The following is a 25,951-nucleotide window of genomic DNA, read 5'->3' on the forward strand; positions in this document are numbered from 1 at the left end:
GCAGAAATTACTGCGGGGTCACGCAGTTTACAGGCGCCGCGCCCGTGTTCTGCGGGGTGGGCGCACCGGCCTTGAAGTCGCTGGCGGCGTCGGTGTCGGTGCAGGGGGACAGGCGAGCGGCGCTGGTGCTGCTACTCAGGCCGCTGTACGCCACGTAGTCACGCACGCCAGCGTCGGTGCTGCCGGTGATTTTGGCCGTGCCCTCGACCAGGGCCACCTGCCCGGCGCTGCCGCTCATGGCGAGGGTGCCGCTGGCGTCGGGGGTGGGCAGGGGGGTGGTACCGCCCGCGCCCTTGGCCTGCTGCACGAGGTAGGACTGGCCGGGGGCGAGGTTCACGCTCGTCAGGGGCGTCACGGCCCAGCTGGTGCCCGTGGCGCTGGCGTACTGCACGCTGTAGCCGCCGAGGTTCACGCTGGTGGTGCCCGCGTTGAAAATCTCGATGAAGTCGTTGGTGTAGGTCGCGCCGCTGTTGCCGCCGCCGCCGTACACCTCGCTGATGACCAGTTTGCTGGCGGAGGTGGGGGGCGTCACGACCACGGGCGCGGCGCTCACGGTCACCGTCTGGACAGCGGTCTGGGTCTGACCATTCGCGGTGGCCGTCACGGTCACGGTGTAGGTTCCGGCGCTGGCGTAGGCGTGGGTGGCCGTGGTCGCGCCGCTGCTCAGGGTCTCGGTCTGGCCGTCGCCCCAGTTCACGGTCAGGGTGTCGGGCAGGGCGCTGGTGGTCAGGTTCAGGGTGTAGGGCTGAGCGGCGGTCGCCGCTGCGGTGCCGCTCACGCTGAGGGTGAAGTCGGGGCGCACCTCGTCGCGGGTGAGTTGCAGGCCGATCAGCACCGGGTCGTGGTCGGAGGCGCGGAAGGGGTTGTTCTGCCACAGGTCGGGGCTGGTGCAGGTGCTGGTGCGGCACTCGGGGTTTTGCTTGTATTCCACGTTGTAGTCGGCCAGCGTGGGTTCGTCGGCGTTGATGTGCCATTCGGTCACGCCCGTCACCTGAGTGTCGAGGTTGGTGCTGGCGAGCGCGTGGTCGAGGTAGCCGAACTGCCCGCCGAACTGGTAGGAGTAGCGGTCCTCGGCGGGAATGCGCAGGTTCTCGCTGACGAAGCCGCCGCTTTGAAGGGTCTGAATGGGCTTTTCGGCACCGTAGGCGTTGAAGTCGCCCATCAGCAGCACGTCCATGTCGCCGCTGAGGGTCTTCAGGCGGTCCACGAAGCCGAGCAGCGCCTGGGCCTGCTGGGTGCGCAGTTCGTTCCAGCAGCCTTCGCCGCGGTCCACGTCGCCGCTGGTCGGGCAGCTGCCCTTGCTCTTGAGGTGGTTGGCGACCACGGTCAGCACGCCGCCGCCCTGCTTGTCCTGGAAGGTCTGGGCGAGGGGAGGGCGGCTGTGAATGGCGTTGGTGTCCACCTGGTACTTGCCGACCAGGTTCACGCGCGCGGGCTTGTAGATGATGGCGACCTTGATGGCGTCGGTGCCGATGGTGCCGGTCTGCACGGCGCGGTAGGTGTCGGTGCCGTACGCGGCGTTCAGGCTGGTCACGAGGTCGTTCAGCGCCACGTCGCCGTTGTTCTGCACTTCCATCAGGGTGACGATGTCGGCGTCCAGCCCCCTGAGCGCATTCACCACTTTGGTCTTCTGGCGCTGGAATTCGTAGGCGCTGTCGGCTCCGCGGTCGTTGCTGGTGAAGGTGGTGAAGTAGTTCAGCACGTTGGCCCCGGCCACCTTGAGGCTGCCGCCCACGTCCTTGGGCTGGGCCGGGCGCGGGTTGGTGTCGGCGAAGGTGGGGGCGACCGTCGGCTCGACCTTGAACACGTTGTTGGCGTAGTGCAGCACCCCGCTCAATCCGGTCACGGTGTCCCCGGTGCGGCGGGTGCCTTCCGCGCTCAGGTAGGGCAGGTTGGCGGGGTTCTGGGCAGTGTTGGCGTCGTCCAGCACGATTTTGCGTGCGGCGTTCTGCTCCAGCGTGGTGGTCACGTTGCCGTTGGTGGGGTTGAACAGGCGTCCGCCCGCGCTCAGGCCCAGTTCACCGTAGCGCCCGTAACCGTAGTTGTCGGTCACGGTCAGCGTTTCGGGGAAGGTGACGCGCATGCCCTCGTACTTTTCCAGGTCGGTGAAAGGCGCTTTCAGTTCGACCGGCTTGACTTCCTGCGTGCCGGAGCAGCCAGCAAAGGCGGTCAGGGTGTCGATCTGGGTGGAGCCGTAGAACTCCTTGACGGTGCCGGTCAGTTGCACGTACTGGCCGACCTGCACGTTCTGCGGCGCGGTGCCGGTGTACACGAACACGGCGTCGCTGGTGGCCGCGTCCCCGTCGCCCTGCGCGTCCTGAATGAAAAAGCCGCGCAGTCCGCTCTGGAAGTCGGCGGTCACGATGCCGCGCACCGTCACGACCTGATTCAGCAGGGGGCTGGCGTCGCCGCTGCCCTGCACGGCGGGAACACGGGTCACGGGGCTGGTGGAGACAGGGCAGTGGGCCAGTTCGGTCAGCTTGACTTCGGCCCGGGTGCCGCCTTCCAGCACAGCGAAGGTGGCCGTGCCGCTCTGGGTGGTCTGGCCGTCGCTGCTCTGGCCGGTCACGGTCACGGTCTGGCTGCCGGTGGTGGGCACGCCCGCGAAGGTGCCGCTCGCCACGCCGTCTTTCACCGTGAGGGTCACGGTCTGCTCGCCGAGTTGGGCGGTCAGGGCAGACGTTTCGGGCAGCACCGGGCTGGCGGTCACGGTCACGTCGGCCTTCACGCGCTCGAAGGTCAGGGGGCCGGTCACCTTGCCGCTGGACAGGTTGATGCTGGTCTGGGCCGCATACAGCACCACGCCGCCCGGCACGTCGTACGCCCGCACGGTCACGGTGTACTTGGGGTCGCCTTTCGGCAGGCCGCTCAGGTCCGCGCTCGCCTGTCCGTCCTGGATGACCCCCGGGAACACTTTGCCGCCCGGCAGCTTGGTGCCTTGCAGCGTAAAGGTGACGGCGCTCGCGCCTTCAGGCACCGTCACGGTGAGGGCGTCGGGCTTGACCGACAGGCTTTGCAGGCTGTTCTGTGCGCCGGGGACGGAAGCGGGCGCGGCCTGAGCGGGAGCGGTGGCCGGTTCGGTCACGGCGGGCGACTGACCGCAGGCGGCGAGCAGCAGGGCGCAGGACAGCAGCAGGGCAGGTTTCAGGGACATGGGAACTCCAGGGGCAAGAGGAGAGGGCAAGGGGTTCTCGACAGGCCGATTTTCACGGGCCAATCTTTATGGGCCTATCTTCAACGTCGAACGACTCGGTGAAACGCGTTCCGTAAGTTAGAGCAAATCGTGTCAGGAAAGGGTAATGGCCGCCTGCGCCTGTGGCTCCCGCGCCTACGCTTCCCACACGGCGGGCAACACGTCCCGCGCCACCTCGCGCAGCGCCGCGTCGAAGGTCATGAAGCGCACGCCCAGCGGCACCAGGGCCAGCGCCGCCGCCAGATGCACCGCGTCATAAGCGCGCAGGCCGTAACTTTGAGCGAGGCGGGCCGCGTCCGAGAGGAGGGGCGGGTCTATGGCGACGTGACGAAAAGTGGGCCAGTCGGCTTCAAAATCTCGCTGGGCCTGCGCGTACATCCCCTCGGTCATGAGTTTGCGCCGCCGCCTGCCGCCCAGAGCAGAAGCCATCTCTACGAAAGTGTTGTCGTGGCAGACCACACCCGTACTCCGGGCATATTCGGCGGAAACGTGTTCATGGCCTTCCTCACGGGTGTACAGACGGGCCAGCGCCGAGGTGTCCAGATACAGCAGCGTCAAAGCTCTGGCCCCCGATGCTCGCGCAGGAATTCTTCAATGGGTGGGCCGTTGACCTCTGCCAGCACCGCCGAACCACGCGGCTTCAGGCCCCAGGGTTCGCCGCCCAGCAGCCTCAACGCCCGCTCCCTCGCTGCCTGCTCTGCATCGTCTGGAACGTCTTCCACGCGCAGCAGGTCGCCCACGTTGGCCTGCACGCCCAGTTTGCGAAGGCCCGAAATCACCGCCACCAGCGTGCCGATTTCCACCCGCCCCGTTTTGGCCTTCACCAGCGCATTGAGCGTGGCCGGGCGCATGCCTGCCGCCTCCGCCAGCTTTTTCTGGGTGATGCCGTGCCGCCGCAGCAGGTCTGCCAGAGTAAATTGCATCTGTGGCGTCATAAATAACCTCTAAGGGGAATTCTAGCGTGTCGCCTTCTATACCTCAAATTGCAATACATAAATTTTCAATGTATCGTGCCCGCATGAACACCAAGGAGCAACTGCGCCTGCTGATTCTGGCGGTGCTCGACCGTCAGCCCGAACACGGCTACGCCATCGCCCAGGCCATCAAGGCCCGGTCTGAGGGCGTCCTCAGCGCCAAGGAGGGCAGCCTTTACCCGGCGCTGCACCTGCTGGAGAAGGAAGGGCTGGTGGAAAGCAGCGAGGTGGATGTCAGGGGCCGCGTGCGCCGCGAGTACCGCCTGACCGACGCGGGGCGCACGGCTCTGGCACGGGCGCGGGGCGAGTGGCAGCGGCAGACACAGGCGGTGGGCGCGGTCGTGGGGGGAGGTTGAGATGGCCTGGAACATTCACCCCCACTGGAACGCCCCGCTGTCGCCGCCGCTGTGGCTGGAAATCGCCACGCATGGCCTCGCGCCGCAAGCCGCCGAGCGGGTCAGGGCTGAACATCTGGCCCATCTGGACGATGCCGTGGACGCGGGTGAGAGCGTCGAAGACGTGCTACGCGAATGGGGTGACCCGCACCGGGCCAACGACGCTTTCAGAAAAGCCCACCTGACCGTGACCGATAGGGGGCTGCTGCATCCCGGCTATGCACTCAGCGCGGCAGGCTGGCGCCGAGCGGTGTTCGAGGAAGGCGAGGCCGGGCGCGCTGGCATGGTCATTCTGCTGACACTGCTGTTCACTGTGCTGAACGCTACCCTTCACCTGCCGCCAGCCGCCGGGGTAGCGGCCGCGCTCCTCATTGTCCTGCTGGTCCCTACCCTGCGCTGGCTGGTCATCGCAGGCTTGCGGCTGAGCGGCGCGGCGCGGGTGCGCGTGGCTTTTCAGTGCGCCAGGGACAATAATGGCCCTGCTGCTGGGCGTGTTCTGGTGGCGCTGGGATTCCGGGCAACCGGACGGCCTCGGCCTCGGCGTGGTGGCGGCATTTTTGCTGTGGTGGTTCTGGCGACTCGGGGCAGCACTCCGCGCGCTCCATAAAGTCGAATCTTCAAACGCCGTAAACTGAAAGCGCTATGACCAAAACCCGCCAAGAAACCGACACGATGGGCAAGATGGACGTGGACGCCAGCCGCTACTGGGGCGCACAGACCGAGCGCAGCATCCACAACTTCCCGATTGGCCGCGACACCTTCGTGTGGGGCCGGCCCGTCATCCGGGCGCTGGGCATCCTGAAAAAGGGCGCGGCGCAGGCCAACGCCGAACTCGGTGAACTGCCCGCCGACGTGGCCGACCTGATCGTGAAGGCCGCCGACGAAGTGATTGCCGGCAAACTTGACGACCACTTCCCGCTGGTGGTGTTCCAGACGGGCAGCGGCACCCAGAGCAACATGAACGCCAACGAGGTGATTTCCAACCGCGCCATCGAAATCGCGGGCGGCGAGATGGGCAGCAAGGCTCCCGTTCACCCCAACGACCACGTCAACCGGGGCCAGAGCAGCAACGACACTTTCCCCACCGCCATGCACATCGCGGTGGTGCTGGAACTCAACGAGCGGCTGTACGGCGCGGTGGGCAAGCTGCGCGATACCCTGCACGCCAAGGCCGAGCAGTACAAGGACCTCGTGAAAGTGGGCCGCACCCACCTGCAAGACGCCACGCCCATCACGCTGGGGCAGGAAATCGGCGGCTGGGTGGCGCAACTCGACTACGCGCTGGCGGAAGTGAGGCACGCGGGCGAGGGCCTGCTCGACCTCGCCATCGGCGGCACGGCGGTGGGCACCGGCCTGAACGCCCACCCCAAATTCGGTGATCTGGCGGCCAAAAAGTACGAGGCCGAGACCGGCTACCACTTCCGCAGCGCCGAGAACAAGTTCGCCGCGCTCTCCGCCCACGACGCGCTGGTGCAGACCTCCGCCGCGCTGCGCACCCTGGCCGGGGCACTCATGAAGATGGCGAACGACGTGCGCTGGCTGGCGAGCGGCCCCCGCAACGGCATCGGCGAAATCACCATTCCCGAGAACGAACCCGGCTCCAGCATCATGCCCGGCAAGGTGAACCCCACCCAGTCGGAAGCCATGACGATGGTCGCCACCCGCGTCTTCGGCAACGACGCCACCGTCGCCTTTGCGGGGTCGCAGGGCAACTTCCAGCTCAACGTGTTCAAGCCCGTCATGGTTCACGCCGTGCTGGAAAGCATTCGCCTGATTTCGGACGCCTGCCTCGCCTTCAACGACAACTGCGCGGTGGGCATCGAGCCGAACGAGGAAAAAATCAAGCACAACCTCGACATCAACCTGATGCAGGTCACCGCCCTGAACAAGTACATCGGCTACGACAAGGCCGCCGCCATCGCCAAGAAGGCCCACAAGGAAGGCACCAGCCTCAAGGAAGCGGCGCTCGCGCTGGGCCACGTCACCGAGGAAGAATTTGCCCAGTGGGTCGTGCCGCTGGACATGACGCACAGCTGAACTTGTGTCCGGGGTGCCTCAAGAGGTCTGAAGGTCCAAAAGTCTGAGGGCAAGGAAGGTCGTCTGCATGGCGGCCTTCTTCGTTTGCGGGAAGGTGTCGGCAGGGTGCCGCATCCCGTGCGGGGAAACGGCCCTCCCCACTGCATACCCTTGACAACCCCTGAATAAGCGGATAAAGTAGTCAGTATCACCGCCCAAGAGGCGGCTTTTTTATTGTCCCGTTTCAGGGCCGCCAGACTGTGTCGCAGTGGTGCTCGGCGCGGAAGTCCTCAACCGGCTTGACCTCGCCGGGGGCCAGGCCCAGCACCTGCGGCTGCTCGGCGGTGAAGGCGGGCCACGCGGGCAGTCCAGGGCCACCCGGCTGGCCGGTGCGGGCAAAGTTGGCCCAGTAGGTCTGCATGGTGCGCGAAAGTTCGGCCTGCGCGGGCGTGAAGTCGGCGGGGTCGCCCAGGCCGGTGGGGGTGCCGGTCACACTCACGATTTCCGCACCGTGAAAGGCACCGAAGGTCGGCAGCCCGGCAGTGGGCCGCAGCAGCGCGGGCCGGGGCGGGTTGGGGTCGCGGAATTCGTAGCTGTAGACTGGCCCGAAGCGCGAGAGGTCGCGGGCGAGGTTGCTGGTCGGGCAGGCGAACAGGCTGTCGGTGGCGCTGGCGGCGGCGGCCTGGGTGCGGGTGCCGAAGCGGCGGCTGTTGTAGGTCAGCAGGGCGCGGGGGGCGTTGGCGCGGTTGAGCACGGCGTTCAGGGCCAGGAATTCGGCGGCGCTCAGGTCGCGCCGGGGGTCGCCCACCCAGGCGGCGAACAGGGTGCCCTCGTTGAGATTGCTGCCGATCAGCAGCGGGACGCGGGTCGCCAGCCCTTGCCGCAGTACCTCGCCCGGAGCGCGGGGCACAGTGCTGTCGCCGTAGACGGGCGGAAACGGCACGGCGCCGGGAAAAGCGGCGTTCGGCGAGCGGGTCTGCACCAGCTTCTCGGCGGGCACGGCCCGCAGGCAGGCGGCGTCGGCGGGGTCACAGCCCACGGCGGCGGCAAAGCGGGCGCCCAGGTTGTACGCCTCGGCGCGGCTCTGCATGATGCCGGGGGCGGTGCAGGGACCACTCTGAATAATCGCCTTGTCGAACAGGCCTGCGGCACCCGGCGAGGCGAGCTGGGCGCAGATGCTCATGCCGCCCGCCGACTCCCCGAACACGGTCACGTTCTGCGCGTCGCCCCCGAAGGCAGCGACATTGTCCCGCACCCACTTCAGCGCGAGTTGCTGGTCGAGCAGGCCCAGGTTGCCCGCCGTGCCCTGCGCGGTGTCGAGCGCCGGGGTCGCCAGAAACCCCAGGGCGCCCAGGCGGTAGTTCAGGCTGACCGCCACCACCCCCTGCTCACGGGCCAGCACGCTCAGGTCGTAGTCGCTGCCCGCGCCGGTCCGAAAGCTGCCGCCGTGAATCCAGACCATCACTGGGGCTTTCTGCGCACCTTCGGGCGCATAGACGTTCAGAAACAGGCAGTCCTCGGCGCCGCGCAGCGTCTGGGGGTGTCCCGGCAGCTCGAAGGCCTGAAGACAGGCGGCCCCCGGCTGCGTCGCCGGGGTGTCGCCCGGAAGGGGGGGCGTGGGGCGGGGCGGCTGCCAGCGGGCGTCCCCGACGGGCGGCTGGGCATACCGAATGCCGAGCCAGGTCCGTACCCCCTCTCTGTCCTGGCCGACAAAAGTGCCTGCCGGGGCCTGCACGCGGGCAGAGGTGGACGATGCGGGAGCGGCAGCCCCGGCCAGTCCGAGGGACAGGCAGAGTCCGAGCGCGGTCCAGAAGTTGTTCTTGTTCATGCGGTTTCCTCCCCGGAGCAGCGCTGGCCGGGACCGGACGCGGCTCCTGATGCCCGGACGCTACCCTCGGAGCCATGTCGCTGTCTGTCGCGCCCGCCACCCTGCTCGTGTCCAACGGACATGCCGAAGACCTGATCGGCGCGGCGCTGGCCCGCGAGTTGCGCCGTCGCTGGCCCGCTCGGCCGTTGCTCGCGCTGCCGCTGGTGGGGGCGGGCGGGGCCTACGCCGGGCTCGCGGACATCGCTGGGCCGCTGCTCGCGCTGCCCTCGGGCGGGTTTCCCTTCGGCAACTTGGACAACCTGCGGGCCGACCTGCGGGCCGGACTGGTGCAGACTTCGCTGCGGCAGTGGCTCGCCGCCCACGCCCACGGGCACGAGGTGGGCCGGGTGGTCGTCGTGGGGGACACCTACGCGCTCGCGGTGGGCACGCTGGCCGCCCGGCAGGTGCGCGGGGCCGCCGCCCGCCCGCGCCTGCCGCTCGTGCATGTGCAGCCGCTGGTGTCGGTCCTCTACGGCGAGGGAATGACGCCGCTGACCCACCTCAGGGAACTCAACGCGCTGGGCGCCAACGTCTTTATGCCCTGGGAACTCGCGCTGGGCCGCCGCGCCTGGCGGGTCTACACCCGCGACGCGGCCTCGGCCCGGCACCTCGCCCGCCGGGGGGTGAACGCCGCGTACCGGGGCAGCTTCGCGATGGACGTGCTTCCCGCGCCCGAGGGTGACCTGTCGCCGCTGCGCAGTGGCCTTCCGGTGCTGGCCCTGCTGCCCGGCCAGCGCGGAGACGCGCAGACCTCGCTGCCGGTCATGCTCGGCGGCGCCCGCGCCCTGCCGCAGATGCAGGCGCTGGTGGCCTGGCCGCGCTCCTTTGCCGAGGTGCCGGAGTTGCCCGGCTGGTCACTGGAGGCGTGTGGCGAGGGGGCAGTGCTGGCGAGCCGGGACGAAACGCGCGTCTGGTTGCTGCGTGGCCGGTTCTCGGCCATTCTCCACGCGGCGGCGTCTTCGGGTGGCGTGGCGCTGGGCACCGCGGGCACCGCCAACGAGCAGGCGGCGGGTCTGGGCGTGCCGGTGGTCGGGTTTCCCACCGCCGGGCCGCAGTATGTCCCCGGCTTCGCGGCGCGGCAGGGCCGACTGCTGGGCGCGGCCCTCACGCTGACCCGCCCGGAAGCGCCGGACATCGCGCAGGCCGTGCGTGGGCTGCTGGGGGGGCGCCGCCGTGAAGCCGCCGTGCGCGACGGGCAGCGGCGCATCGGTCAGGCGGGGGCGCTGGCGCAGATTGCCTGTGAAATGCAGGACGAGTTTCAGGCAAACGGACAATAAAAAAACCGCCGCTTGGGCGGTGATGCTTAAAACTATAGGGCAGGATGCAGCCGCCGTCAAGGGTATGCAGCCGGCCCGTCCCCTTCAGCGGGTGCCGCCGAAGCCGCCGCTGCACGGGCTGCCCTTTTCCGGGGCGCTGTTTTCCGGCAGCACTTCTTTCAGGAAACGGGTCAAGCGGGCGTCGTCGGCCTTCTCCACGCTGAGCTGTCTGTTCCAGGCCGTCATGACGATGGGCGAGGGCAGGTTGGGGTAAGGGCTGAGCAGCGCGGCGGGTTGCCCGGCGAGCAGGGTCCTGAGGCCCTCGACCTCGGCGGCGTCGAGGCCGGGCCGGTACGTCACCCACACCGCGCCCCGCGCGAGGCTATGGACGGCGTACTCGTTGTAGACCGGCTGCGTGTAGAGGGCGCAGGTCTGCCACAGCGGGTTGTACGGGCCACCGACGGGCGGGGTTTCACCGTAGGTCAGCACGCCGCTGCGCTGGTCGCCGCCCAGATACTCGTAGCTTCGCAGCCCCTCGATAGGCTTGGGGCCGCAACCCAGCAGGGCCAGCGACAGCCCACCCAGCACCACTCCCGACCACCAACGCGCACCCGGCATGGCTCTCAAAGTAGCAGGGGCAGGCGGGTCACGGTGCGCCGGAGCGCGGGCTGACACAATAGGGCCATGAGTCTTTATGATGTGGCAATTGTCGGAGCCGGACCGGTGGGCCTGGCCGCCGCCATCGCCTGCAAGCGTGCGGGCCTGAGTTACGTGGTGCTGGAAAAGGGTTGCGTGGTCAACGCGATTTTCGAGTACCCCACCTACATGGGCTTTTTTACCACCGCCCCCGAACTCGAAATCGGCAACCACCCCTTCGTGACCGGGCACGACAAGCCCGACCGCCGCGACGCGCTGATGTACTACCGCCTCGTCACCCAGCGCGAGCAGCTCAACGTGCGGCAGTACACCGCCGTGACCAGGGTGCACGCGGCCCCGGCGGGCTTTACCCTCGAAATCGAGGCGCAGGACGGCTCGGGCGGGGTGGTGGAGGCGCGGCGGGTGGTGGTGGCGACCGGCTACTACGACAACCCGCTGAGTATGGGCATTCCCGGTGAGGACAGCGAAAACGTCAGCCACTACTACACCGAGGCCCACCCCTTCATGGGCCTGAACGTGACCGTCATCGGCGCGGGCAACTCGGCCGCCGACGCCGCGCTCGACCTGTGGCGCAGCGGCGTGAACGTGACCATGGTGGTCCGCGCTCCCGAACTCAAGAGCACCATCAAGTACTGGGTGCGGCCCGACCTCGAAAACCGCATCAAGGAAGGCAGCATCGCGGCGCACTTCAACTCGCGGGTGGTCGAGATTCACCCCGAGCACGTGGTGGTGCAGCGTGAAGACGGCACGACCTTCGAGCTGCCCACGCACTTCACCTTCGCGCTGACCGGCTACCGCCCCGACCTGTCGTTCCTGGACGGGCTGAACCTCGCCACGCAGCCTGACGAGTGCCTGGTGCTGACCGAGAACTACGAGAGCAGCGTGCCCGGCCTGTTCGTGGTGGGCAGCGCGGGCTTTGCCGGCAGGACCAACCAGGTCTTTATCGAAAATGGCCGCGTCCACGCCGAGCACGCGGTGGCCGAAATCGAGCGGCAACTGGGCAGCGGCGAACTGCGCCCGGCCTGAGTCCTGGGGGCGGGCGCCTATAGTGACGCCATGCAGCGCCCCCCTTTTACGGCCCTGGCCGCCGTGTACGACGCGATCATGGCCGACGTGGAGTACGACCACTGGGCGGATTTCATCCTGACCTATGCCCGTGACGGCGGCCTCGCCCCGCGCCGCGCCCTCGACCTCGCCTGCGGCACCGGCGGCATGACCCGGCAGCTTCAGCAGTCCGGTCTGGCGGTGGCAGGCGTGGACGGCAGTGCCGAGATGCTGGACGTGGCCCGCCGGCGCCTGCCCTGGGTGGAGTTCGAGCAGGGCGACCTGCGCAGCTTCGACCTGGGCAAAACCTTCGACCTCGTCACCTGCGTCTTCGATAGCCTCAACAACCTGCTGACCCCCGCCGACCTCGGCGCGGCGCTGCGCCGGGCGGCGGCCCACACCGCGCCGGGCGGACTGTTTGCCTGCGACCTCAACACCCGTCTGGGCGTGCGCGAGCTGTGGGAAGGCGACGCCATCGAGGGCCTGGCCCGCAGCGAGGCCGGTGAGGAAGTCCATTACCACTGGTCACACCACTACGACGCCGAGGAAAAACTGGGCGTCGTGCAGGCGTTTTGCCGGGTGATGGGCAAAGGTGGCGAGGTGCAGGAATTCGTGGAAACCCACCGCGAGCGCGGCTACGACCCTGCCGAGCTGGAGCCGCTGCTGCGCGAGGCCGGATTCGCCCGCTGGGAAATCGTGGAATACCCCGACTACGCCGCGCCGCACGCCGGAACCCCGCGTATCTGGGTGTTCGCGTGGCAGGGGGAAGCGTGAGCGGGCCGGTCTTGCCGGTGCTGGGGGCCGGGGGCTGGGGCACGGCGCTGGCGGCAGCGGCGGCGCGGGCGGGGCAGGAGGTGCGGCTGTGGGCACGTCGCCCCGACTTCGCCGCCCGGCTGGCCGAGGTGCGTGAAAACCGCGAGTACCTGCCGGGCGTGCTGCTGCCGCCGCAGGTGCAGGTCACGTCCGACCTGCCGGGCGCCGTCGCGGGCGCCGACTTCGCGTTGCTGGTCGTGCCGAGCGTGGGGGTGCCCGAGCTGCTGGCCGGGTTGCCGCGCGGGCTGGGGGTGGTGCTGTGCGCCAAGGGTCTCGCGCCCGACGGCAGCCGCCTGAGCGAGTACGCGGCGGGGCTCGGCTTTGACCGGGTGGCGGTCCTGAGCGGTCCCAACCATGCCGAGGAAATCGGGCGCGGGCTGCCCGCCGCCACGGTGGTCGCCAGCCGTGACCCGGCGCTGGCCGCTGGCGTGCAGGCCGCGCTGATGTCGCCGCATCTGCGGGTGTACACCAGCCGCGACGTGACCGGCGTGGAACTCGGCGGCGTGCTGAAAAACGTGATGGCGGTGGCCGCCGGAATGGGCGACGGCCTGAATCTGGGCGACAACGCCAAGGCCAGCCTGCTCACCCGGGGCCTGCGCGAGATGAACCGCTACCTGCGCTCGCTCGGCGCCGAAGAAGAAACGGTCTACGGCCTGAGCGGACTGGGCGACCTGATCGCCACCGCCACCAGCCCCCACAGCCGCAACCGGGCGGCGGGCGAGGCGATTGCGCGGGGCGAAAGTCCGCAGCAGGGCGGCAAGGTGGTGGAGGGTCTGCGCACGGCGGGCCTGCTGGACGCCTGGGCGGGCGCCCACGGTCACGACCTGCCCATCGTGCGGGCGGTGGCGCACGTCACGCGCGGCGAGTGGACCCCGCAACAGGGCGTCCGGCACCTGATGGGCCGCGAGGCGAAAGGGGAGACGGCGGCAGAGGAGCGGACCTGAACAAGCTGAAAAAGAAAGAAGGAGAGAGGGAGGCGTAGGTGCCTCCCTCTCTCCTTTGTTCGCTCTCCGTCGCCAGGTTTACCAGGCGTAGAAGATCGCGACGATCAGCAGCCACACCACGTCCACCAGGTGCCAGTACAGGCTGGCGGGGACGATGGAGCCGTGGTTGTACTTGTCCATCTTGCCGGTCAGCGCCTGATAGTAGGGCAGGGCGATGCCGGTGCCGCCGATCAGGATGTGCAGACCGTGCAGGCCGACGATGATGAAGAAGCACGACTGCCACAGGTTCTGGCGCCAGTCGCTCTCGGTGCCGAACAGGGCGAACTCGTACACCTGGAAGATCATGAAGATGGCACCGAGCAGCAGCGTGATGAACAGGCCCAGGCGACCCCAGCTGGCGCGGCCATGGTGCAGGTCCTGTTCGGCCTTGTGGATCACGCCCGAGCTGGTGACCAGAATCAGGGTGTTGAGCGCGGCCAGCCAGATGTTCGGGCGCAGTGCGGGCGGCTCGGCGGCGCCGATCACGCGCAGGTAGACGTAGCCGGCGATCAGGATGGCGAACAGCGAGACTTCCGAGATGATGAACCAGGCCATGCCCATGAAGCCGTTGTCGTACTTGGTGAGGTGGTGGTGCGCCACAGGCACGGCGTACTCACGGGTGCCTGCCCACTTGAACAGCGAGTAGAAGAACACCGGGAAGCTGAGGTACAGCACCGCCGTGGCGATCTTGAAGCTCAGGCTGGCGTCGGCGAAGGGCTTGAGGCCGACAGCCGGGTCATAGTTGGTGAACCAGCCAAAGCTCAGGCCGTAGCCCATCAGCAGCAGGGCGAAGGCGGTCATGAACGGCCAGATGCTGTCCTGCGGCAGATGAATGCTCTTGGGGTCCACCGGGGTCAGGGTGTCGCCGTTCTTTTCCCAGTCGTACAGCGGGCGCTCGGTGGGGAAGTTCTGCGGGAAGTCGTGGGCGAAGTTGTAGGCGGCGGGCGGGCTGCTGCTCGTCCACTCCAGGGTAAAGCCGCCCCAGGGGTTGGGTCCGGCGGTGATCGGGCGCTTGAAGCTCTGGAACATGTTCCACAGCATCACCAGGCCGCCGAGGAGCAGCAGGAACGCGCCGACGGTGCTGGCGAAGTTCAGCTCGGTCCAGGCCCAGTTGCCCGAGGGGTAGGTGTAGTAGCGGCGGGGCATGCCCAGCAGACCCAGGATGTACTGCGGCAGGAAGGTCAGCCACGACCCGACCATGAACAGCCAGAAGTGGGCCAGACCCACCTTCTCGTCCATGAAGCGTCCGGTCATCTTGGGCCACCAGTAGTACAGACCCGCCATCGCCAGGAACGCGGTGCCGAACATCATCACGTTGTGGAAGTGCGCCACCACGTAGTAGGACATCGTGACCTGATAGTCGAAGGGAATCATGCCCAGGCTCACGCCGGTGATCCCGCCGATCAGGAAGTTGAAGATGAAGCCGATCAGCCAGTAGGTCGGCATCCGCATCAGGATGCGCCCACCCCACAGGGTGCCGATCAGGTTGAAGATCTTGACGCCGGTGGGCACGGCCACGATCAGGGTCGAGATCATGAAGGCGATTTGCCAGGCTTCGGGCACGCCCACGGCGAACATGTGGTGCAGCCACACGATGCACGACACCAGCACGATGGCGAGAATCGAGTACACCATCACGCGGTAGCCGAACAGAGGCTTGCGGGCCATGGTGGAAGCGACTTCCGCGCCGATGCCCAGGTAGGGCAGCAGCATCACGTACACGGCGGGGTGCGAGTAGAACCAGAAGAACTGCTGGTACAGCACCGGCACGCCGCCGATACCGGGGTTGAACATGCTCAGGCCCAGCTTGATTTCCAGGTAGGTCAGCAGCGCGGCGGCGGTCAGGCCGCCCAGAGTGAGCAGCTGAAGGATGGAGGTCGCGAAGAGGCTCCAGGCGAAAATCGGCATCTTCCACAGCCCCATGCCGGGGGCACGCAGGTTGACGATGGTGGCGGCAAAGTTGGCCGAGCCGAGCAGCGAACCCAGGCCGTTGAGGATCACCGCGACCATGAACACGCTCACGCCGGTCTGGTTGCCGTCCATGGTGAGCGGGTAATAGAAGGTCCAGCCGACGCTGGGGGCGCCGCCGTTGAACAGGCCGAGGACCACCAGAATCAGGCTGGCGATAAACAGCCACACCGCGAAGGTGTTGAGCCTGGGCAGCGCCACGTCACGCACGCCGAGTTGCAGCGGCAGGAAATAGTTGCCGAAGCCGAACAGCCCCAGCGGAATCAGGAAGAAAAACAGCATGATCGCCGCGTGCATGGTCAGCACCTGGTTATAGGCGGTGCCCACCAGCAGCGTCTGCTCGGGAAGGGCCAGCTGAACACGAATCGCCAGTGCCAGCAGGCCACCCAGGCAAAAGCCCAGGACCGAAACGATGATGTACAGCAGACCGATCTTCTTGTGATCGGTGGTCATCATGTAGTCCTTGATGACCTCCCAGACGCCGCGCTTGGCTGCCGTCTGGGTGTGCTGAGGCAGCGGTGCATGAACCGTCACTGCGAACCTCCTGCGGTGGTGTTGGTCCCGTGGACCGGGATGCCACGCCAGTAGTCGGCTTCCTCGGGCAGACGCAGGCTGCGCAGGTACGCCGCGACGTCGTCGATCTCGTCATCGGTCAGCAGACCACCCTTGATCGGCTTGCCGTCCACGAAGTAGGTGCTGCCGTCATAGCTGGGCATGATGCTGCCGGGCTTGACGCGGGGGCTGTTCTTGATCCACTCGTGCAGCGCCTGCGCAGGGCTGTACTGCTTTTCCGTCTTGGCGCTCTGGGCCACTTCCGTTTCTTCCCAGTGGCGGGGGGTCATGGCTTCCCACATGCCCGCGCCCAGGGTGCGGCGCGTGCCGAAAAAGCTCAGGTCGGGGCCGCTCACGCCGCCTGCCGGGGTGCCCTGCACGCGGTGGCACGAAGCGCACGCCACGGCGCCGGTGTCGGCCTTGCCCTGCATGAACAGGTTGTAGCCGCGTTCCTCGGCGCTGCCGGGGGCGGGGGTGGGGGCCACGTAAGCCCGCGCCGCTTCGTTGTACGCGGCAAAGCGCTCGGGCGGCAGCGCGATGACCTTGAAGCGCATGTTGGCGTGCGAGGCGCCGCACAGCTGCGAGCAGTTGCCCTGGTAGACGCCGGGGCGCTGGGTGTCGAGTTCCCAGACCTTCTTGACGGTGGGAATCGACGCCCGCTGGCCGCCGAGGTTGGGTGCCCAGAAGCCGTGAATCACGTCGCGGCTGGTCGTGGTGATCGCCACCTTCTGTCCGGCGGGCATGACCATTTCGTTGCCGTTGGTTACCACGCTGCCGCCCTGCACCGTAGAAGCGGGGTAGGAGAAGTTCCACCAGAACTGTGCCCCCAGCGCCTCGATACCCAGGGTTTCTTGCGACACCGGGTTCAGGCGGGCCAGCGAACGCACCGACAGCACGCTCAGGCCAAGCACCAGAATGATCGGAATCCCGATCAGCCAGGCTTCAAGCTTGTTGTTGCCGTGGAACTGCTGGGGCGCGGCGGTGTTGCGGTCTTCACGGAACTTCTGCACCGTGTAGAACAGCATCCCCGAGACCCCGACGAAGATGATGATCGACAGTCCGATGGCCCAGAGGCTCAGGTTCCAGATTTCGCGGTTGTAGCTGGCAGCTTGGTCACCCAAGAAGATGAACTGCCCCTGCCCACAACTGCTCAGGACTGCCGCGCCGAGGGCGATGAGACCGGCGCGGGTCCACTGAGTGGCCCACCCCCGTTTCCCGCCCGGTTTACGGTCATGTTTGGTGTTCAATGTCGCTCCTTTCCTTTCCAGTCTAAAGCGTTCTGGAGGCGAATGCGCCGCCCGCCTGGGCTGCGGCCCATGTACCGGACCCGGCCTTGTCCGTGCCCTGAGCTTCCGCATCTACCGAACGGTCAGGCTCACGGCCCATGAGAGCAGTTTGAGGGGTAGAGCCTGTCAGTCTAGCAATCTGACTTTTTATAAAAAATATGTGAATAGCATAGTAAGGGTGTCACGGCTGGGTGTAGAACTGGGACATGCTGTCAGAGCGAAAACCCTACAAGAGCGACCTGGACGACGAAACTTACCTCTTCATCCTGCCTTACTTTCTGCTCGCTCCAGAAGACGCTCACCAGCGCGTCTACCCGATACGTGAAGTCCTCAATGCCGCTCTGTGGATTGGCCGCACAGGGAGTCAGTGGGAGTACCTCCCACACGACTTTCCGCCATACAAAATTGTCCATCAGCAACTGATGCGGTGGTTTGAACGAGGTTGCTTCGAGAACCTCGCTCACGACCTGCATTCACTGGTTCGCGAGGACGCCCTCAAGGAGGGCGTTCCTACCGTTGCCATCGTGGATAGCCGCACTCTGCAAAGCACGCCCGAGAGTGGCGGACGTGCTGGATATGACGGTGGAAAGCGTCGTAAGGGCAGCAAAATCCACGCTGCTGTCGACACGATGGGTAATGTCATGACGTTGCTCGTCACCCCTGGCAATGAGCAAGACCGAGAGCAGGTCTATGACTTGTGCCGCGAGGTGCAGCAGGTCACTGGTGACCACATTGATGTCGTTATCGCCGACCAGGGGTACACCGGAGAGCAGCCGCAGATTGATGCTTCCTTGAACGATGTGGAACTTGTTGTGGTGAAACGCCCGACTGGAGCGACGGGCTTTGTGCTGCTTCCGTTGCGATGGGTGGTTGAACGGACATTCGCCTGGACAGCACGTTTTCGCCGTCTATCACGTGATTTGGAGAGGCTGCAAAGCAGTCTCCTCGGCTTTCACTGGCTCGCGGTATCTGTTACGCTCCTAAACAAATTAAAGCCGATTCTTGGCTCGCTAGCCTGACAGCCTCTAGGTGCCCAGTTTGCCCACCACCAATTTGTCTTCAAGGTCGTTGATTCGCTCTACAACGGCAACCACGGTTCCTGATGTCTCTGAAACAGGTTCGTTCCAGCCCAGCAGATAGGCGTCGATTGGTAAGCCGTCACCACTCACTGTATCCGGAATTTCACCGTATTTGACGGGATAAATCAGGTCAGGATGTCGCGGGTGAGCGCTGCCAAGAGGACGGTCCACCACGACCCGAACACACTGACCGAGGAAGGAGATGAGGCTAGAGGCTGCCAAGAACACGTTTGAAGTTTGAGCCTGCGACTTTGGAAAGAGCAGAATCAGGTGGTGACCCGACGCCGTTATCCCAGTGACGTTGACGACGATACCTACCTGTTTCTCTTACCCTACCTGCTCCTCAGTCCGCAAGACGCAAGACAGCGGAAATACGCGATCAGGGAAGTCCTCAATGTACGGATTCCGCTTAATTCCTGCACAGTCGGGAAAGCGCCGCCTGTGCATCCATATCGCAGAATCCGTATTTTTTCCTACTCGCATCCGCTCGGATTGAATCTGAAACGACCAGATTCAATCGGAATCCGTAAATGCTCTCCTTTGGGTGGCTCGTACTGGGGCACAGTGGGAATACCTTCCCCATGATTTTCCGCCTCCGGAAACGGTGCGCCAACAGGCGCACCGCTGGTTTGAAGCAGCTTGCTTTGAGAATGCCGCTCACGACCTGCGCATCCTTTCGCGTGTCGAGAAGCCCAGAAACGCCGAGCCTACGGCGATCGTCATTGATAGTCGAACACTCCAGAGCACGCCAGAAAGCGGCCATCGTGCAGGCTTCGATGGCGCGAAAAAACGTAAGGGCACCAAGGTTCATTTGGCTGTCGATACTCTCGGCCATCTCCTGGCCGTGCTGACGACACCAGCGAATGAACAGGATCGAGCACAGGTCCTTGACCTGTGCCTTGAGGTTCAGGAAGCCACAGGGGGCAACGTTGAAGTTGCCTTTGCAGATCAGGGGTACACCGGTGATCAGACCCGTCTGGAAGCCGCTGAAGCAGGTGTGGAACTGATTGTGGTCAAACGGCCAGACGCAGTAAAAGGCTTTATTCTGCTACCGAAAAGATGGGTCGTAGAGAGGTCTTTTGCCTGGCTTTCTAGGTTTAGAGCATTTGACAGAAAGACGTAACGTCTTTTTGGCGAGCGGACTGGGACAGCTCGCAGAGAGCGAGTGCAAAACACTGAGCAGGGCGGACTTGTAAAGCTCCGCAGGAGAGAATGGAGTGATGCGGGGTGCTGTTCCGCGCATCACGTAATTCGGAGAACTGCTCTAGGCGGTTGGGAAGAGACTTGGAGCGTCTGCCTTCAACACTGGTGGGATTCCATTTTCTGGCCGCTTGTATTCTGTTATGCAACAATCTCAGGCCACTTTTTGCATAGTGTTCTTGGCAGCTTCTAGGCATGGGGTCGGTCACGCTACAGCATTTCAAGTGGTCGACGGTTGCTTGGCCTGGGAAATGCCGCGTCGAGTGTCGCAAGCTGGGCGTCGGAAAGAACGATATCGGCGGCCGCGCGGTTCTCTCGCACATGTGCGACTGAACTCGCTTTGGGAATGGCGATGAGGCCATCGCGCCGCAACGTCCACGAAAGTGCGACCTGAACCGGGGTTGCGCCAACCTCGGCTGCAATTTTGTCGAGAGCGGGGTGCGTAGAAAGTCGTCCCTGCTCGACCGGGCTATATGCCATAACCGGTATTTTATGCTCGGTGAGCCACGGCAAAAGGTCCAATTCCGGGCCCCGACGGACCAGATTGTAAAGAATCTGATCGGTGACGCAGCCACCGCCGCCGGCAGCGACAAGCTCTTCCATATCGTCGGTATCGAGATTGCTGACACCCCAGTGCCGAATTTTTCCTGCCGATTTCAGCTCCTCTAATGCCTCCACTGTCTCAGCGAGCGGCACCGATCCCCGCCAGTGGAGAAGGTAGAGGTCGAGCCGATCGGTGCCGAGCCGCTTCAGGCTCGCCTCGCACGCACCGGCAAGGCGGGAGCGCGATGCATTCTGCGGATACGCCTTGCTGACGAGGAACAACTGGTCGCGAACGCTGCCCAGCGCCTCGCGTATCAGCGATTCCGCCGCACCATCGCCATACATTTCGGCGGTATCGATGAGCGTCATGCCCAGTTCGACACCGGCGCGTAGCGCGGCGATCTCATCGGATCGGCGCTCGGCACGTTCGCCCATCTTCCAGGTGCCTTGACCCATTGAAGGAACCACTTCCCCGCCTGGCAGTGTCACGTGTTTCATGTGCTTTTCTCCTATGAGATGAGTTCGCCTGTTCGGTGGCGGGGGGCGGGTAGGCAGATGACCACCACGTAACAAACATAGCGCAGCCGGCCATCGCTCGAGTGTCATTTTGGCGATGGAGAACAGTTCGTTGATCGTCGCGCCGTCGCGCGCCTGAACGGACATGCCTTCCGTTCCGAAAACGATGACGCCGCTCGTTCCAGCAGGCCTTTGACGGCTCATCGCATTCGAGGGTGTAGGTGTTGTCTGAATCCTCCTGCTTCGAGCAGACTCCTGGCGATGTAGTTCGTGAGGTTGCGGAAGCCCAGAGCCGCGCCGCGCAGGTGCTTTCTCGGTGAGCAGGCTGGCACCGATGTGCAGGGTCCGACGTGCCTTGCTGCCGACAGCTTCAAGGCCAAGCCCGTCGAGGCGGCAGAACGTGGTGAGGCAGGGAGCGCAGCGACGGCGCTGGATGGTCTGTTCAAGAAGGAGGGCGCATGCTGATTACCCAGATCCAGGACCTCGACGGCGGCCGATTCGCCGGAGACCATGATCCGGACGAACGCGGTTATCAGGTTGCGTGCGTTCTGGATGGACGTGACTTGATCGTCGACTCGTGCGACGGAATGCCGTTCGGTGCCAACGAACTTCGCCCGTCTCGGGACGGTCGTACCGTTCGCGTCTGGGCTGCGCACACCGAACATGAGCCGAGTTGCGTCCGTTGGGTGGCGGCTGACGAGGGGTTCGCGCACTACCTGGCGGAAGACGTCTGGGTGGAAATCTCGGGGGAGGACTGATTGGGAGTCCTGGCCGCTCTCTTGCGGCTCGGTTGCTGTCAGAACTGCTGTCAGTGGGCGCGGGTGGTCGGAGTGCATGCAGAAGCCCCAGCCGCGTTTCCGCCGACTGGGGCTTCTTTCACTGTCTCAACACAGTGCGCACCCGTAGAGGCTGTCAGGCTAGCGAGCCAAGAATTGGCTTTAATTTGTTTAGGAGCGTAACAGATACCGCGAGCCAGTGAAAGCCGAGGAGACTGCTTTGCAGCCTCTCCAAATCACGTGATAGACGGCGAAAACGTGCTGTCCAGGCGAATGTCCGTTCAACCACCCATCGCAACGGAAGCAGCACAAAGCCCGTCGCTCCAGTCGGGCGTTTCACCACAACAAGTTCCACATCGTTCAAGGAAGCATCAATCTGCGGCTGCTCTCCGGTGTACCCCTGGTCGGCGATAACGACATCAATGTGGTCACCAGTGACCTGCTGCACCTCGCGGCACAAGTCATAGACCTGCTCTCGGTCTTGCTCATTGCCAGGGGTGACGAGCAACGTCATGACATTACCCATCGTGTCGACAGCAGCGTGGATTTTGCTGCCCTTACGACGCTTTCCACCGTCATATCCAGCACGTTCGCCACTCTCGGGCGTGCTTTGCAGAGTGCGGCTATCCACGATGGCAACGGTAGGAACGCCCTCAAGGAGGGCGTCCTCGCGAACCAGTGAATGCAGGTCGTGAGCGAGGTTCTCGAAGCAACCTCGTTCAAACCACCGCATCAGTTGCTGATGGACAATTTTGTATGGCGGAAAGTCGTGTGGGAGGTACTCCCACTGACTCCCTGTGCGGCCAATCCACAGAGCGGCATTGAGGACTTCACGTATCGGGTAGACGCGCTGGTGAGCGTCTTCTGGAGCGAGCAGAAAGTAAGGCAGGATGAAGAGGTAAGTTTCGTCGTCCAGGTCGCTCTTGTAGGGTTTTCGCTCTGACAGCATGTCCCAGTTCTACACCCAGCCGTGACACCCTTACTATGCTATTTACATATTTTTTATAAAAAGTCAGATTGCTAGACTGACAGGCTCTAGGCAAGTGTCCCCCAAATGCCGCTGCCGAGCCAAAAAAATTGTGCTCCGGGGCAAGGCGACGAAGAACCGACCCGGCCAGAGGCGCAGGTCGGTGAAGGGTCAAGGGTGCTGGGGAGGTGCTGGGGAGGAGCAGGCGCTCATACGGATTCCGCTTAATTCCTGCACAGTCAGGAAAGCGCCGCCTGTGCATCCATATCGCGGAATCCGTATTTTTTCCTACTCGCATCCGCTCGGATTGAATCTGGTAGTTTCAGATTCAATCGGAATCCGTATCAGACCAGCACGGCGCGGTCGATGGCCCCGGCCAGAAACAGCAGGGCGAGATACAGCATGGAGTACAGGTAGAGCGGCACCGCCACCCGGCGCTCGGCAGGCTGACCGGAAGCGACGTGGCGGTAGAGCTTGTACGACAGGTGCAGCAGCCACGCGCCGAGCAGCAGCCCGGAGACGAAGTAGATCCAGCCCACCGCGCCGAAGTAGACCGGCATCAGCGAGAGCACCACCGTGTAGATGGCGTACAGGCCGATCTGCGCCACGGTCATGTGGTCGCCGTGCACCACCGGCAGCATGGGAATGCCGACCTCGCGGTACTCCTCCTTGATCATCAGGGCCAGCGCCCAGAAGTGGACCGGCGTCCAGAAGAAGATGATGGCGAACAGGTACCCGGCAAAGAGGTCGAGGTCCCCGGTCACGGCGGCCCAGCCCACCAGCGGCGGAAAGCACCCGGCGGCGCCCCCGATCACGATGTTGTGCCAGGTCGTGCGCTTGAGCCACTGGGTGTAGATCACCACGTAGAACACGAAGCCCGCCAGACTCATCCAGGCGGCGAGCGGCGTGCCCCAGACCCACAGCATGACGAACGACAGGACCTGAAGGGCCGTGCCGAAGATGGCGGCGTTGCGGCCCGAAATCAGCCCGGAGCTGGTGGGCCGCCCCGCCGTGCGCGCCATCTTGAGGTCGATGTCGCGGTCGATGATCATGTTGAACACGCCCGCCGAGCCTGCCGACATGTATCCGGCGAGGCTGACCACGACCAGCAGCCACAGCCCCGACCCGAAGGTTTCGCCCGGCCACCCCCGCGCCGCCATGAACATGGCCGTGAGGGTGGTCCACAGCAGCAGGCTGATGACCTTGGGCTTGGTGAGCGCCAGGTAGTCACGCCAGGTGGCGTGCTGCGTCGGCGGGGCAGAATCGGACAGCGGGGTCGAGGTCATACGGGTTCTCCACGGAAAGTGGCCTGTGTGGGGCGCTGCACGCCCAGGCCGGTCAGGGCACGGTACACCAGCATCACCAGGGCCAGCCACAGCAGGCAGGCGAGCAGCAGGTGGGTCAGCTGCATCCATTCCGGCGCCTTGAGCGCGACGTTGGCGAAGCCCACGACCATCTGCGCCCCCAGCAGGCCCCAGACCACGCGGGTCCAGCGCCGGACCTCCTGTCCGGGACGCAGACGCTCCAGCCAGACGCCCAGCCAGGCGAGATACACACTGCTGAACACAGCGAGCAGGGGGTGAATGACCCGCAGGTTCTCGATCAGGCCAGCGGTGGCCGAAAAGTCGCGCCGCACGGTGTCGAGGGGCGTGCCGGGGGCCGGGGCGAACAGCAGGTCGCCCAGCGCCGTGACCGCTCCCGCCATGCCGAGCAGCAGCGTCAGCCCCAGGCCCAGGGCGCTGAGCCACCCCACCCGGCCCTGGCCGCGCAGCCGCAGCCGGGGTTCGCCCCTGGCCCACAGCAGCGTGAGCAGCAGCGCCGCGAGCAGCGCGAAGGTGTTGGCGAGGTGAATGCCCTGCACGAGGCCGCGTGCGGGGTCGGTCGAGTCGGCGGTCAGCCCCAGCAGCACCTGCACGCCGCCCACCAGCCCTTCCAGAATGATCAGGCCCAGGCTGAGCAGCGCCCCGAAGCGGGCCGGGTGGCCCCGGGGGGTCTGCCGGAAGGCCACCGCGACCAGCCCGATGGCGAGCAGGCCGCTCGCACCACTGGTCAGGCGGTGGCTGAATTCGATGAGGGTGTGGACAGTGGGGCTTTGCGGCACGACGGCGCCGTTGCACAGCGGCCAGTGGTCGCCGCAGCCCGCGCCCGCGCCGGTCATACGCACGACCGCGCCCCACAGAATCACCAGCAGGTTGTAGATCAGGGCCGCCCACGCGAGGCGGGGCAGCCACTGTCCCCCCCCCGCGCTGGCGCGTGGTCCTGCACTCAGCGTTCCGCTCAAGTCTTCACCTTCCCTTCACGCGGCTGAAATGTGGTGCGGCCAGCGTGATCTGCGCCGTGCATTGTAGCCCCCGCCGATGCTGCAGGGGCAGAAAATTGTCCCCGCGTGGCCCCGCTATGATGCGCGTGTGGTCGCCGAAGTCGTCAACCAGTGGGCCGTTATCACCATCGTCCTGAGCGGCATCGCCCTCGTCGCCGGGGTGGCCTTCATCCGCCGCGGCAACCGCGAGGCGCACATGCGGGCCATGGTGCTCGCCAGCACGCTCGCCACCATTTTTCTGGTCCTGTACCTCACCCGCCTGGGCCTGGGGTACGAAAAGAAGTACGCGGGGCCGGAAGCCTGGCGCCTGCCCTACTTCGCGCTGCTGATCAGCCACATCATCCTCGCCGCCGCCAACCTGCCGCTCGCGCTGCTCGCCCTCTGGAACGCCTGGAAGGGGCTGCGGGCCGCTGGGAACCTCGGCAACATCGATGCCCCCGCCGCCCGGCCCTTCTTTGACCGGCACCGCATGTGGGTGCGCTGGACGGTGCCGGTGTGGCTGTACGTGGCGGTCACCGGCTGGATCATCTACCTGATCCTGGGCCACTCCGGTGAGGTCATCAAGGGCTGAGGAAGGGCGCCGGAGGGGGGTGCTACCCTCGGCCCCATGCAGCCCGAATCCGCTCCTGCGGCCCGCGTCAAACGCAGCCTGCCTGAACTGACCCATCCCGCCGCGCCGCTGGTGATGGTCACCGCCTACGACTATCCGGGCGCGCGCCACGCCGAGGCCGCCGGGGTGGACCTGATTCTGGTGGGCGACAGCCTGGGCAACGTGGTGCTGGGCTACGACTCCACCGCGCCGGTCACGCTGGGCGACATGATTCACCACGGCAAGGCGGCGCGGCGGGGCGCCCCGAACACCTTTCTGGTGGTGGACCTGCCCTTCGGCACCTACCACACGGGCGTGACCGACGCGATGCGCAGCGCCGTGCGGGTGATTCAGGACACGGGCGCCGACGCGGTGAAGATGGAAGGCTCGACCCCCGAGGTGCTCGACGTCGTGCGGGTATTGTCGCGCAACGGGATTCCGGTGATGGGGCATGTCGGGCTGATGCCGCAGACCGCCGCCGCCCAGGGGGGCCTGCGCGTGCAGGGTAAGGACGACGACAGCGCCCGCCGCACCCTGGAAGGCGCCCTGGCACTTCAGGAAGCGGGGGCCTTTGCGGTGGTGCTCGAAGCCATTCCCGCCCGACTCGCCCGCCTGATTTCCGAGCGGCTGGACATCGCCACCATCGGCATCGGCGCGGGGGTCCACTGCGACGGGCAGGTGCTCGTCTACCACGACCTGCTGGGGCTGTACGAGGGCGAGGAAAAGAAAATCGCCAAACGCTACGCCGACCTGGGCCGTGAGTCGCGTGAGGCCATCGCCCGCTACGCCGCCGAGGTCCGCGCCCGCGAGTTTCCCAGCAAGGAGCACAGCTTCGTGATGAAAGACGAGGTGATCGACAAGCTGTACTGAGCGCCGCCCGGGAAGAATAGGAAAGAATAGGAAAGCGGCCCCGCGTCCGCTGTCAATCCAAAGGAGCCTTGTGCCGCTTCTGAACTG

General features: G+C 65.6%; 23 protein-coding genes and 3 pseudogenes. 14 read left to right on the forward strand and 12 right to left on the reverse strand.

Annotated elements, in window-relative coordinates; all coding sequences use genetic code 11:
* Positions 1 to 7 precede the first annotated feature (7 nt).
* The 3 genes from G6R31_RS11625 to G6R31_RS11635 form a co-directional block, all read right to left on the reverse strand.
* Positions 8 to 3,154, reverse strand: a complete 3,147-nt coding sequence (locus G6R31_RS11625; RefSeq protein ID WP_017870342.1) for an ExeM/NucH family extracellular endonuclease — start codon at positions 3,152 to 3,154, stop codon at positions 8 to 10.
* Between the two features lie 174 nt (positions 3,155 to 3,328).
* The gene (locus G6R31_RS11630) at positions 3,329 to 3,751 is read right to left on the reverse strand and encodes a type II toxin-antitoxin system VapC family toxin (protein WP_017870343.1); all 423 of its coding nucleotides are present in this window, start codon (positions 3,749 to 3,751) and stop codon (positions 3,329 to 3,331) included.
* Positions 3,748 to 4,116, reverse strand: a complete 369-nt coding sequence (locus tag G6R31_RS11635; protein ID WP_017870344.1) for a helix-turn-helix domain-containing protein — start codon at positions 4,114 to 4,116, stop codon at positions 3,748 to 3,750. The genes G6R31_RS11630 and G6R31_RS11635 overlap by 4 nt, the downstream gene beginning before the upstream one ends.
* 95 nt (positions 4,117 to 4,211) lie before the next feature.
* On the opposite strand from G6R31_RS11635, the gene G6R31_RS11640 reads away from it, so the two are divergent.
* Genes G6R31_RS11640 through fumC form a run of 3 tightly spaced genes read left to right on the forward strand, consistent with a single transcriptional unit; the run spans position 4,212 to position 6,599 of the window.
* The gene (locus G6R31_RS11640; protein WP_017870345.1) at positions 4,212 to 4,523 is read left to right on the forward strand and encodes a PadR family transcriptional regulator; all 312 of its coding nucleotides are present in this window, start codon (positions 4,212 to 4,214) and stop codon (positions 4,521 to 4,523) included.
* A 1-nt stretch (position 4,524) separates the two neighbouring features.
* Positions 4,525 to 5,169 (forward strand): hypothetical protein, encoded by a 645-nt coding sequence (locus G6R31_RS11645; protein WP_017870346.1) that lies wholly within the window; start codon positions 4,525 to 4,527, stop codon positions 5,167 to 5,169.
* A gap of 35 nt (positions 5,170 to 5,204) precedes the next feature.
* Positions 5,205 to 6,599 (forward strand): class II fumarate hydratase, encoded by a 1,395-nt coding sequence (fumC, locus tag G6R31_RS11650; protein WP_017870347.1) that lies wholly within the window; start codon positions 5,205 to 5,207, stop codon positions 6,597 to 6,599.
* 223 nt (positions 6,600 to 6,822) lie between these two features.
* On the opposite strand, the gene G6R31_RS11655 is transcribed toward fumC, so the two are convergent.
* The gene (locus G6R31_RS11655) at positions 6,823 to 8,406 is read right to left on the reverse strand and encodes a carboxylesterase/lipase family protein (protein ID WP_017870349.1); all 1,584 of its coding nucleotides are present in this window, start codon (positions 8,404 to 8,406) and stop codon (positions 6,823 to 6,825) included.
* Between the two features lie 74 nt (positions 8,407 to 8,480).
* Between G6R31_RS11655 and G6R31_RS11660 the strand changes: the two genes are divergently transcribed.
* Positions 8,481 to 9,722 (forward strand): lipid-A-disaccharide synthase-related protein, encoded by a 1,242-nt coding sequence (locus tag G6R31_RS11660; RefSeq protein ID WP_017870350.1) that lies wholly within the window; start codon positions 8,481 to 8,483, stop codon positions 9,720 to 9,722.
* Between the two features lie 84 nt (positions 9,723 to 9,806).
* On the opposite strand, the gene G6R31_RS11665 is transcribed toward G6R31_RS11660, so the two are convergent.
* Positions 9,807 to 10,319, reverse strand: a complete 513-nt coding sequence (locus G6R31_RS11665; RefSeq protein WP_029732672.1) for a DUF3105 domain-containing protein — start codon at positions 10,317 to 10,319, stop codon at positions 9,807 to 9,809.
* 66 nt (positions 10,320 to 10,385) lie between these two features.
* On the opposite strand from G6R31_RS11665, the gene G6R31_RS11670 reads away from it, so the two are divergent.
* Genes G6R31_RS11670 through G6R31_RS11680 form a run of 3 tightly spaced genes read left to right on the forward strand, consistent with a single transcriptional unit; the run spans position 10,386 to position 13,159 of the window.
* On the forward strand, positions 10,386 to 11,384 hold the full coding sequence (locus tag G6R31_RS11670) for a YpdA family putative bacillithiol disulfide reductase (protein WP_025566786.1): 999 nt from the start codon (positions 10,386 to 10,388) through the stop codon (positions 11,382 to 11,384).
* Between the two features lie 30 nt (positions 11,385 to 11,414).
* Positions 11,415 to 12,176 (forward strand): class I SAM-dependent DNA methyltransferase, encoded by a 762-nt coding sequence (locus G6R31_RS11675; RefSeq protein ID WP_017870353.1) that lies wholly within the window; start codon positions 11,415 to 11,417, stop codon positions 12,174 to 12,176.
* The gene (locus G6R31_RS11680) at positions 12,173 to 13,159 is read left to right on the forward strand and encodes an NAD(P)H-dependent glycerol-3-phosphate dehydrogenase (protein WP_017870354.1); all 987 of its coding nucleotides are present in this window, start codon (positions 12,173 to 12,175) and stop codon (positions 13,157 to 13,159) included. The genes G6R31_RS11675 and G6R31_RS11680 overlap by 4 nt, the downstream gene beginning before the upstream one ends.
* Before the next feature lie 78 nt (positions 13,160 to 13,237).
* Here G6R31_RS11680 and G6R31_RS11685 read toward each other — a convergent pair whose 3' ends face one another.
* On the reverse strand, positions 13,238 to 15,700 hold the full coding sequence (locus tag G6R31_RS11685) for a cbb3-type cytochrome c oxidase subunit I (protein ID WP_017870355.1): 2,463 nt from the start codon (positions 15,698 to 15,700) through the stop codon (positions 13,238 to 13,240).
* Complete coding sequence (gene coxB / locus G6R31_RS11690) at positions 15,697 to 16,965, reverse strand: cytochrome c oxidase subunit II (protein WP_017870356.1); 1,269 nt, start codon at positions 16,963 to 16,965, stop codon at positions 15,697 to 15,699. The genes G6R31_RS11685 and coxB overlap by 4 nt, the downstream gene beginning before the upstream one ends.
* Before the next feature lie 245 nt (positions 16,966 to 17,210).
* Here coxB and G6R31_RS11695 point away from each other — a divergent pair, with 245 nt between their 5' ends.
* Positions 17,211 to 18,023 carry an IS5-like element ISDra5 family transposase gene (locus G6R31_RS11695; protein WP_010884088.1) on the forward strand — a complete coding sequence of 271 codons (813 nt, stop codon included), beginning with the start codon at positions 17,211 to 17,213 and terminating at the stop codon, positions 18,021 to 18,023.
* A gap of 6 nt (positions 18,024 to 18,029) precedes the next feature.
* Here the strand turns inward: G6R31_RS11695 and G6R31_RS11700 are convergent, their stop codons facing one another.
* Positions 18,030 to 18,311, reverse strand: coding sequence for an inorganic diphosphatase (locus G6R31_RS11700; protein WP_188713269.1), 282 nt, complete (start codon positions 18,309 to 18,311; stop codon positions 18,030 to 18,032).
* 45 nt (positions 18,312 to 18,356) lie between these two features.
* Between G6R31_RS11700 and G6R31_RS11705 the strand changes: the two are divergent.
* The 3 pseudogenes from G6R31_RS11705 to G6R31_RS11715 all read left to right on the forward strand — a co-directional run.
* Positions 18,357 to 18,476 (forward strand): annotated as a pseudogene (locus tag G6R31_RS11705) (IS5/IS1182 family transposase); the annotation flags it as partial.
* Positions 18,477 to 18,612: 136 nt separating this feature from the next.
* Positions 18,613 to 19,197: pseudogene (locus tag G6R31_RS11710) on the forward strand (IS5 family transposase); the annotation flags it as partial.
* Between the two features lie 152 nt (positions 19,198 to 19,349).
* Positions 19,350 to 19,457, forward strand: a pseudogene (locus tag G6R31_RS11715) (IS5/IS1182 family transposase); the annotation flags it as partial.
* Between the two features lie 36 nt (positions 19,458 to 19,493).
* On the opposite strand, the gene G6R31_RS11720 reads toward G6R31_RS11715, so the two are convergent.
* Complete coding sequence (locus tag G6R31_RS11720) at positions 19,494 to 20,546, reverse strand: aldo/keto reductase (RefSeq protein ID WP_225983405.1); 1,053 nt, start codon at positions 20,544 to 20,546, stop codon at positions 19,494 to 19,496.
* Positions 20,547 to 20,800: 254 nt separating this feature from the next.
* Here G6R31_RS11720 and G6R31_RS11725 point away from each other — a divergent pair, with 254 nt between their 5' ends.
* Positions 20,801 to 21,100 (forward strand): hypothetical protein, encoded by a 300-nt coding sequence (locus tag G6R31_RS11725; protein WP_017872065.1) that lies wholly within the window; start codon positions 20,801 to 20,803, stop codon positions 21,098 to 21,100.
* 154 nt (positions 21,101 to 21,254) lie between these two features.
* On the opposite strand, the gene G6R31_RS11730 is transcribed toward G6R31_RS11725, so the two are convergent.
* The 3 genes from G6R31_RS11730 to G6R31_RS11740 form a co-directional block, all read right to left on the reverse strand.
* Positions 21,255 to 22,067, reverse strand: a complete 813-nt coding sequence (locus G6R31_RS11730; RefSeq protein WP_164993982.1) for an IS5-like element ISDra5 family transposase — start codon at positions 22,065 to 22,067, stop codon at positions 21,255 to 21,257.
* 362 nt (positions 22,068 to 22,429) lie between these two features.
* Complete coding sequence (locus tag G6R31_RS11735; protein WP_017870357.1) at positions 22,430 to 23,371, reverse strand: heme o synthase; 942 nt, start codon at positions 23,369 to 23,371, stop codon at positions 22,430 to 22,432.
* On the reverse strand, positions 23,368 to 24,366 hold the full coding sequence (locus G6R31_RS11740) for a COX15/CtaA family protein (protein WP_017870358.1): 999 nt from the start codon (positions 24,364 to 24,366) through the stop codon (positions 23,368 to 23,370). The genes G6R31_RS11735 and G6R31_RS11740 overlap by 4 nt, the downstream gene beginning before the upstream one ends.
* A gap of 76 nt (positions 24,367 to 24,442) precedes the next feature.
* Between G6R31_RS11740 and G6R31_RS11745 the strand changes: the two genes are divergently transcribed.
* On the forward strand, positions 24,443 to 24,976 hold the full coding sequence (locus G6R31_RS11745) for a DUF420 domain-containing protein (protein ID WP_017870359.1): 534 nt from the start codon (positions 24,443 to 24,445) through the stop codon (positions 24,974 to 24,976).
* A 36-nt stretch (positions 24,977 to 25,012) separates the two neighbouring features.
* Positions 25,013 to 25,864, forward strand: a complete 852-nt coding sequence (gene panB, locus G6R31_RS11750; RefSeq protein ID WP_017870360.1) for a 3-methyl-2-oxobutanoate hydroxymethyltransferase — start codon at positions 25,013 to 25,015, stop codon at positions 25,862 to 25,864.
* Positions 25,865 to 25,951 lie beyond the last annotated feature (87 nt).

This window comes from Deinococcus wulumuqiensis R12 (assembly GCF_011067105.1).
In the GTDB taxonomy this organism is placed as follows: domain Bacteria; phylum Deinococcota; class Deinococci; order Deinococcales; family Deinococcaceae; genus Deinococcus; species Deinococcus wulumuqiensis.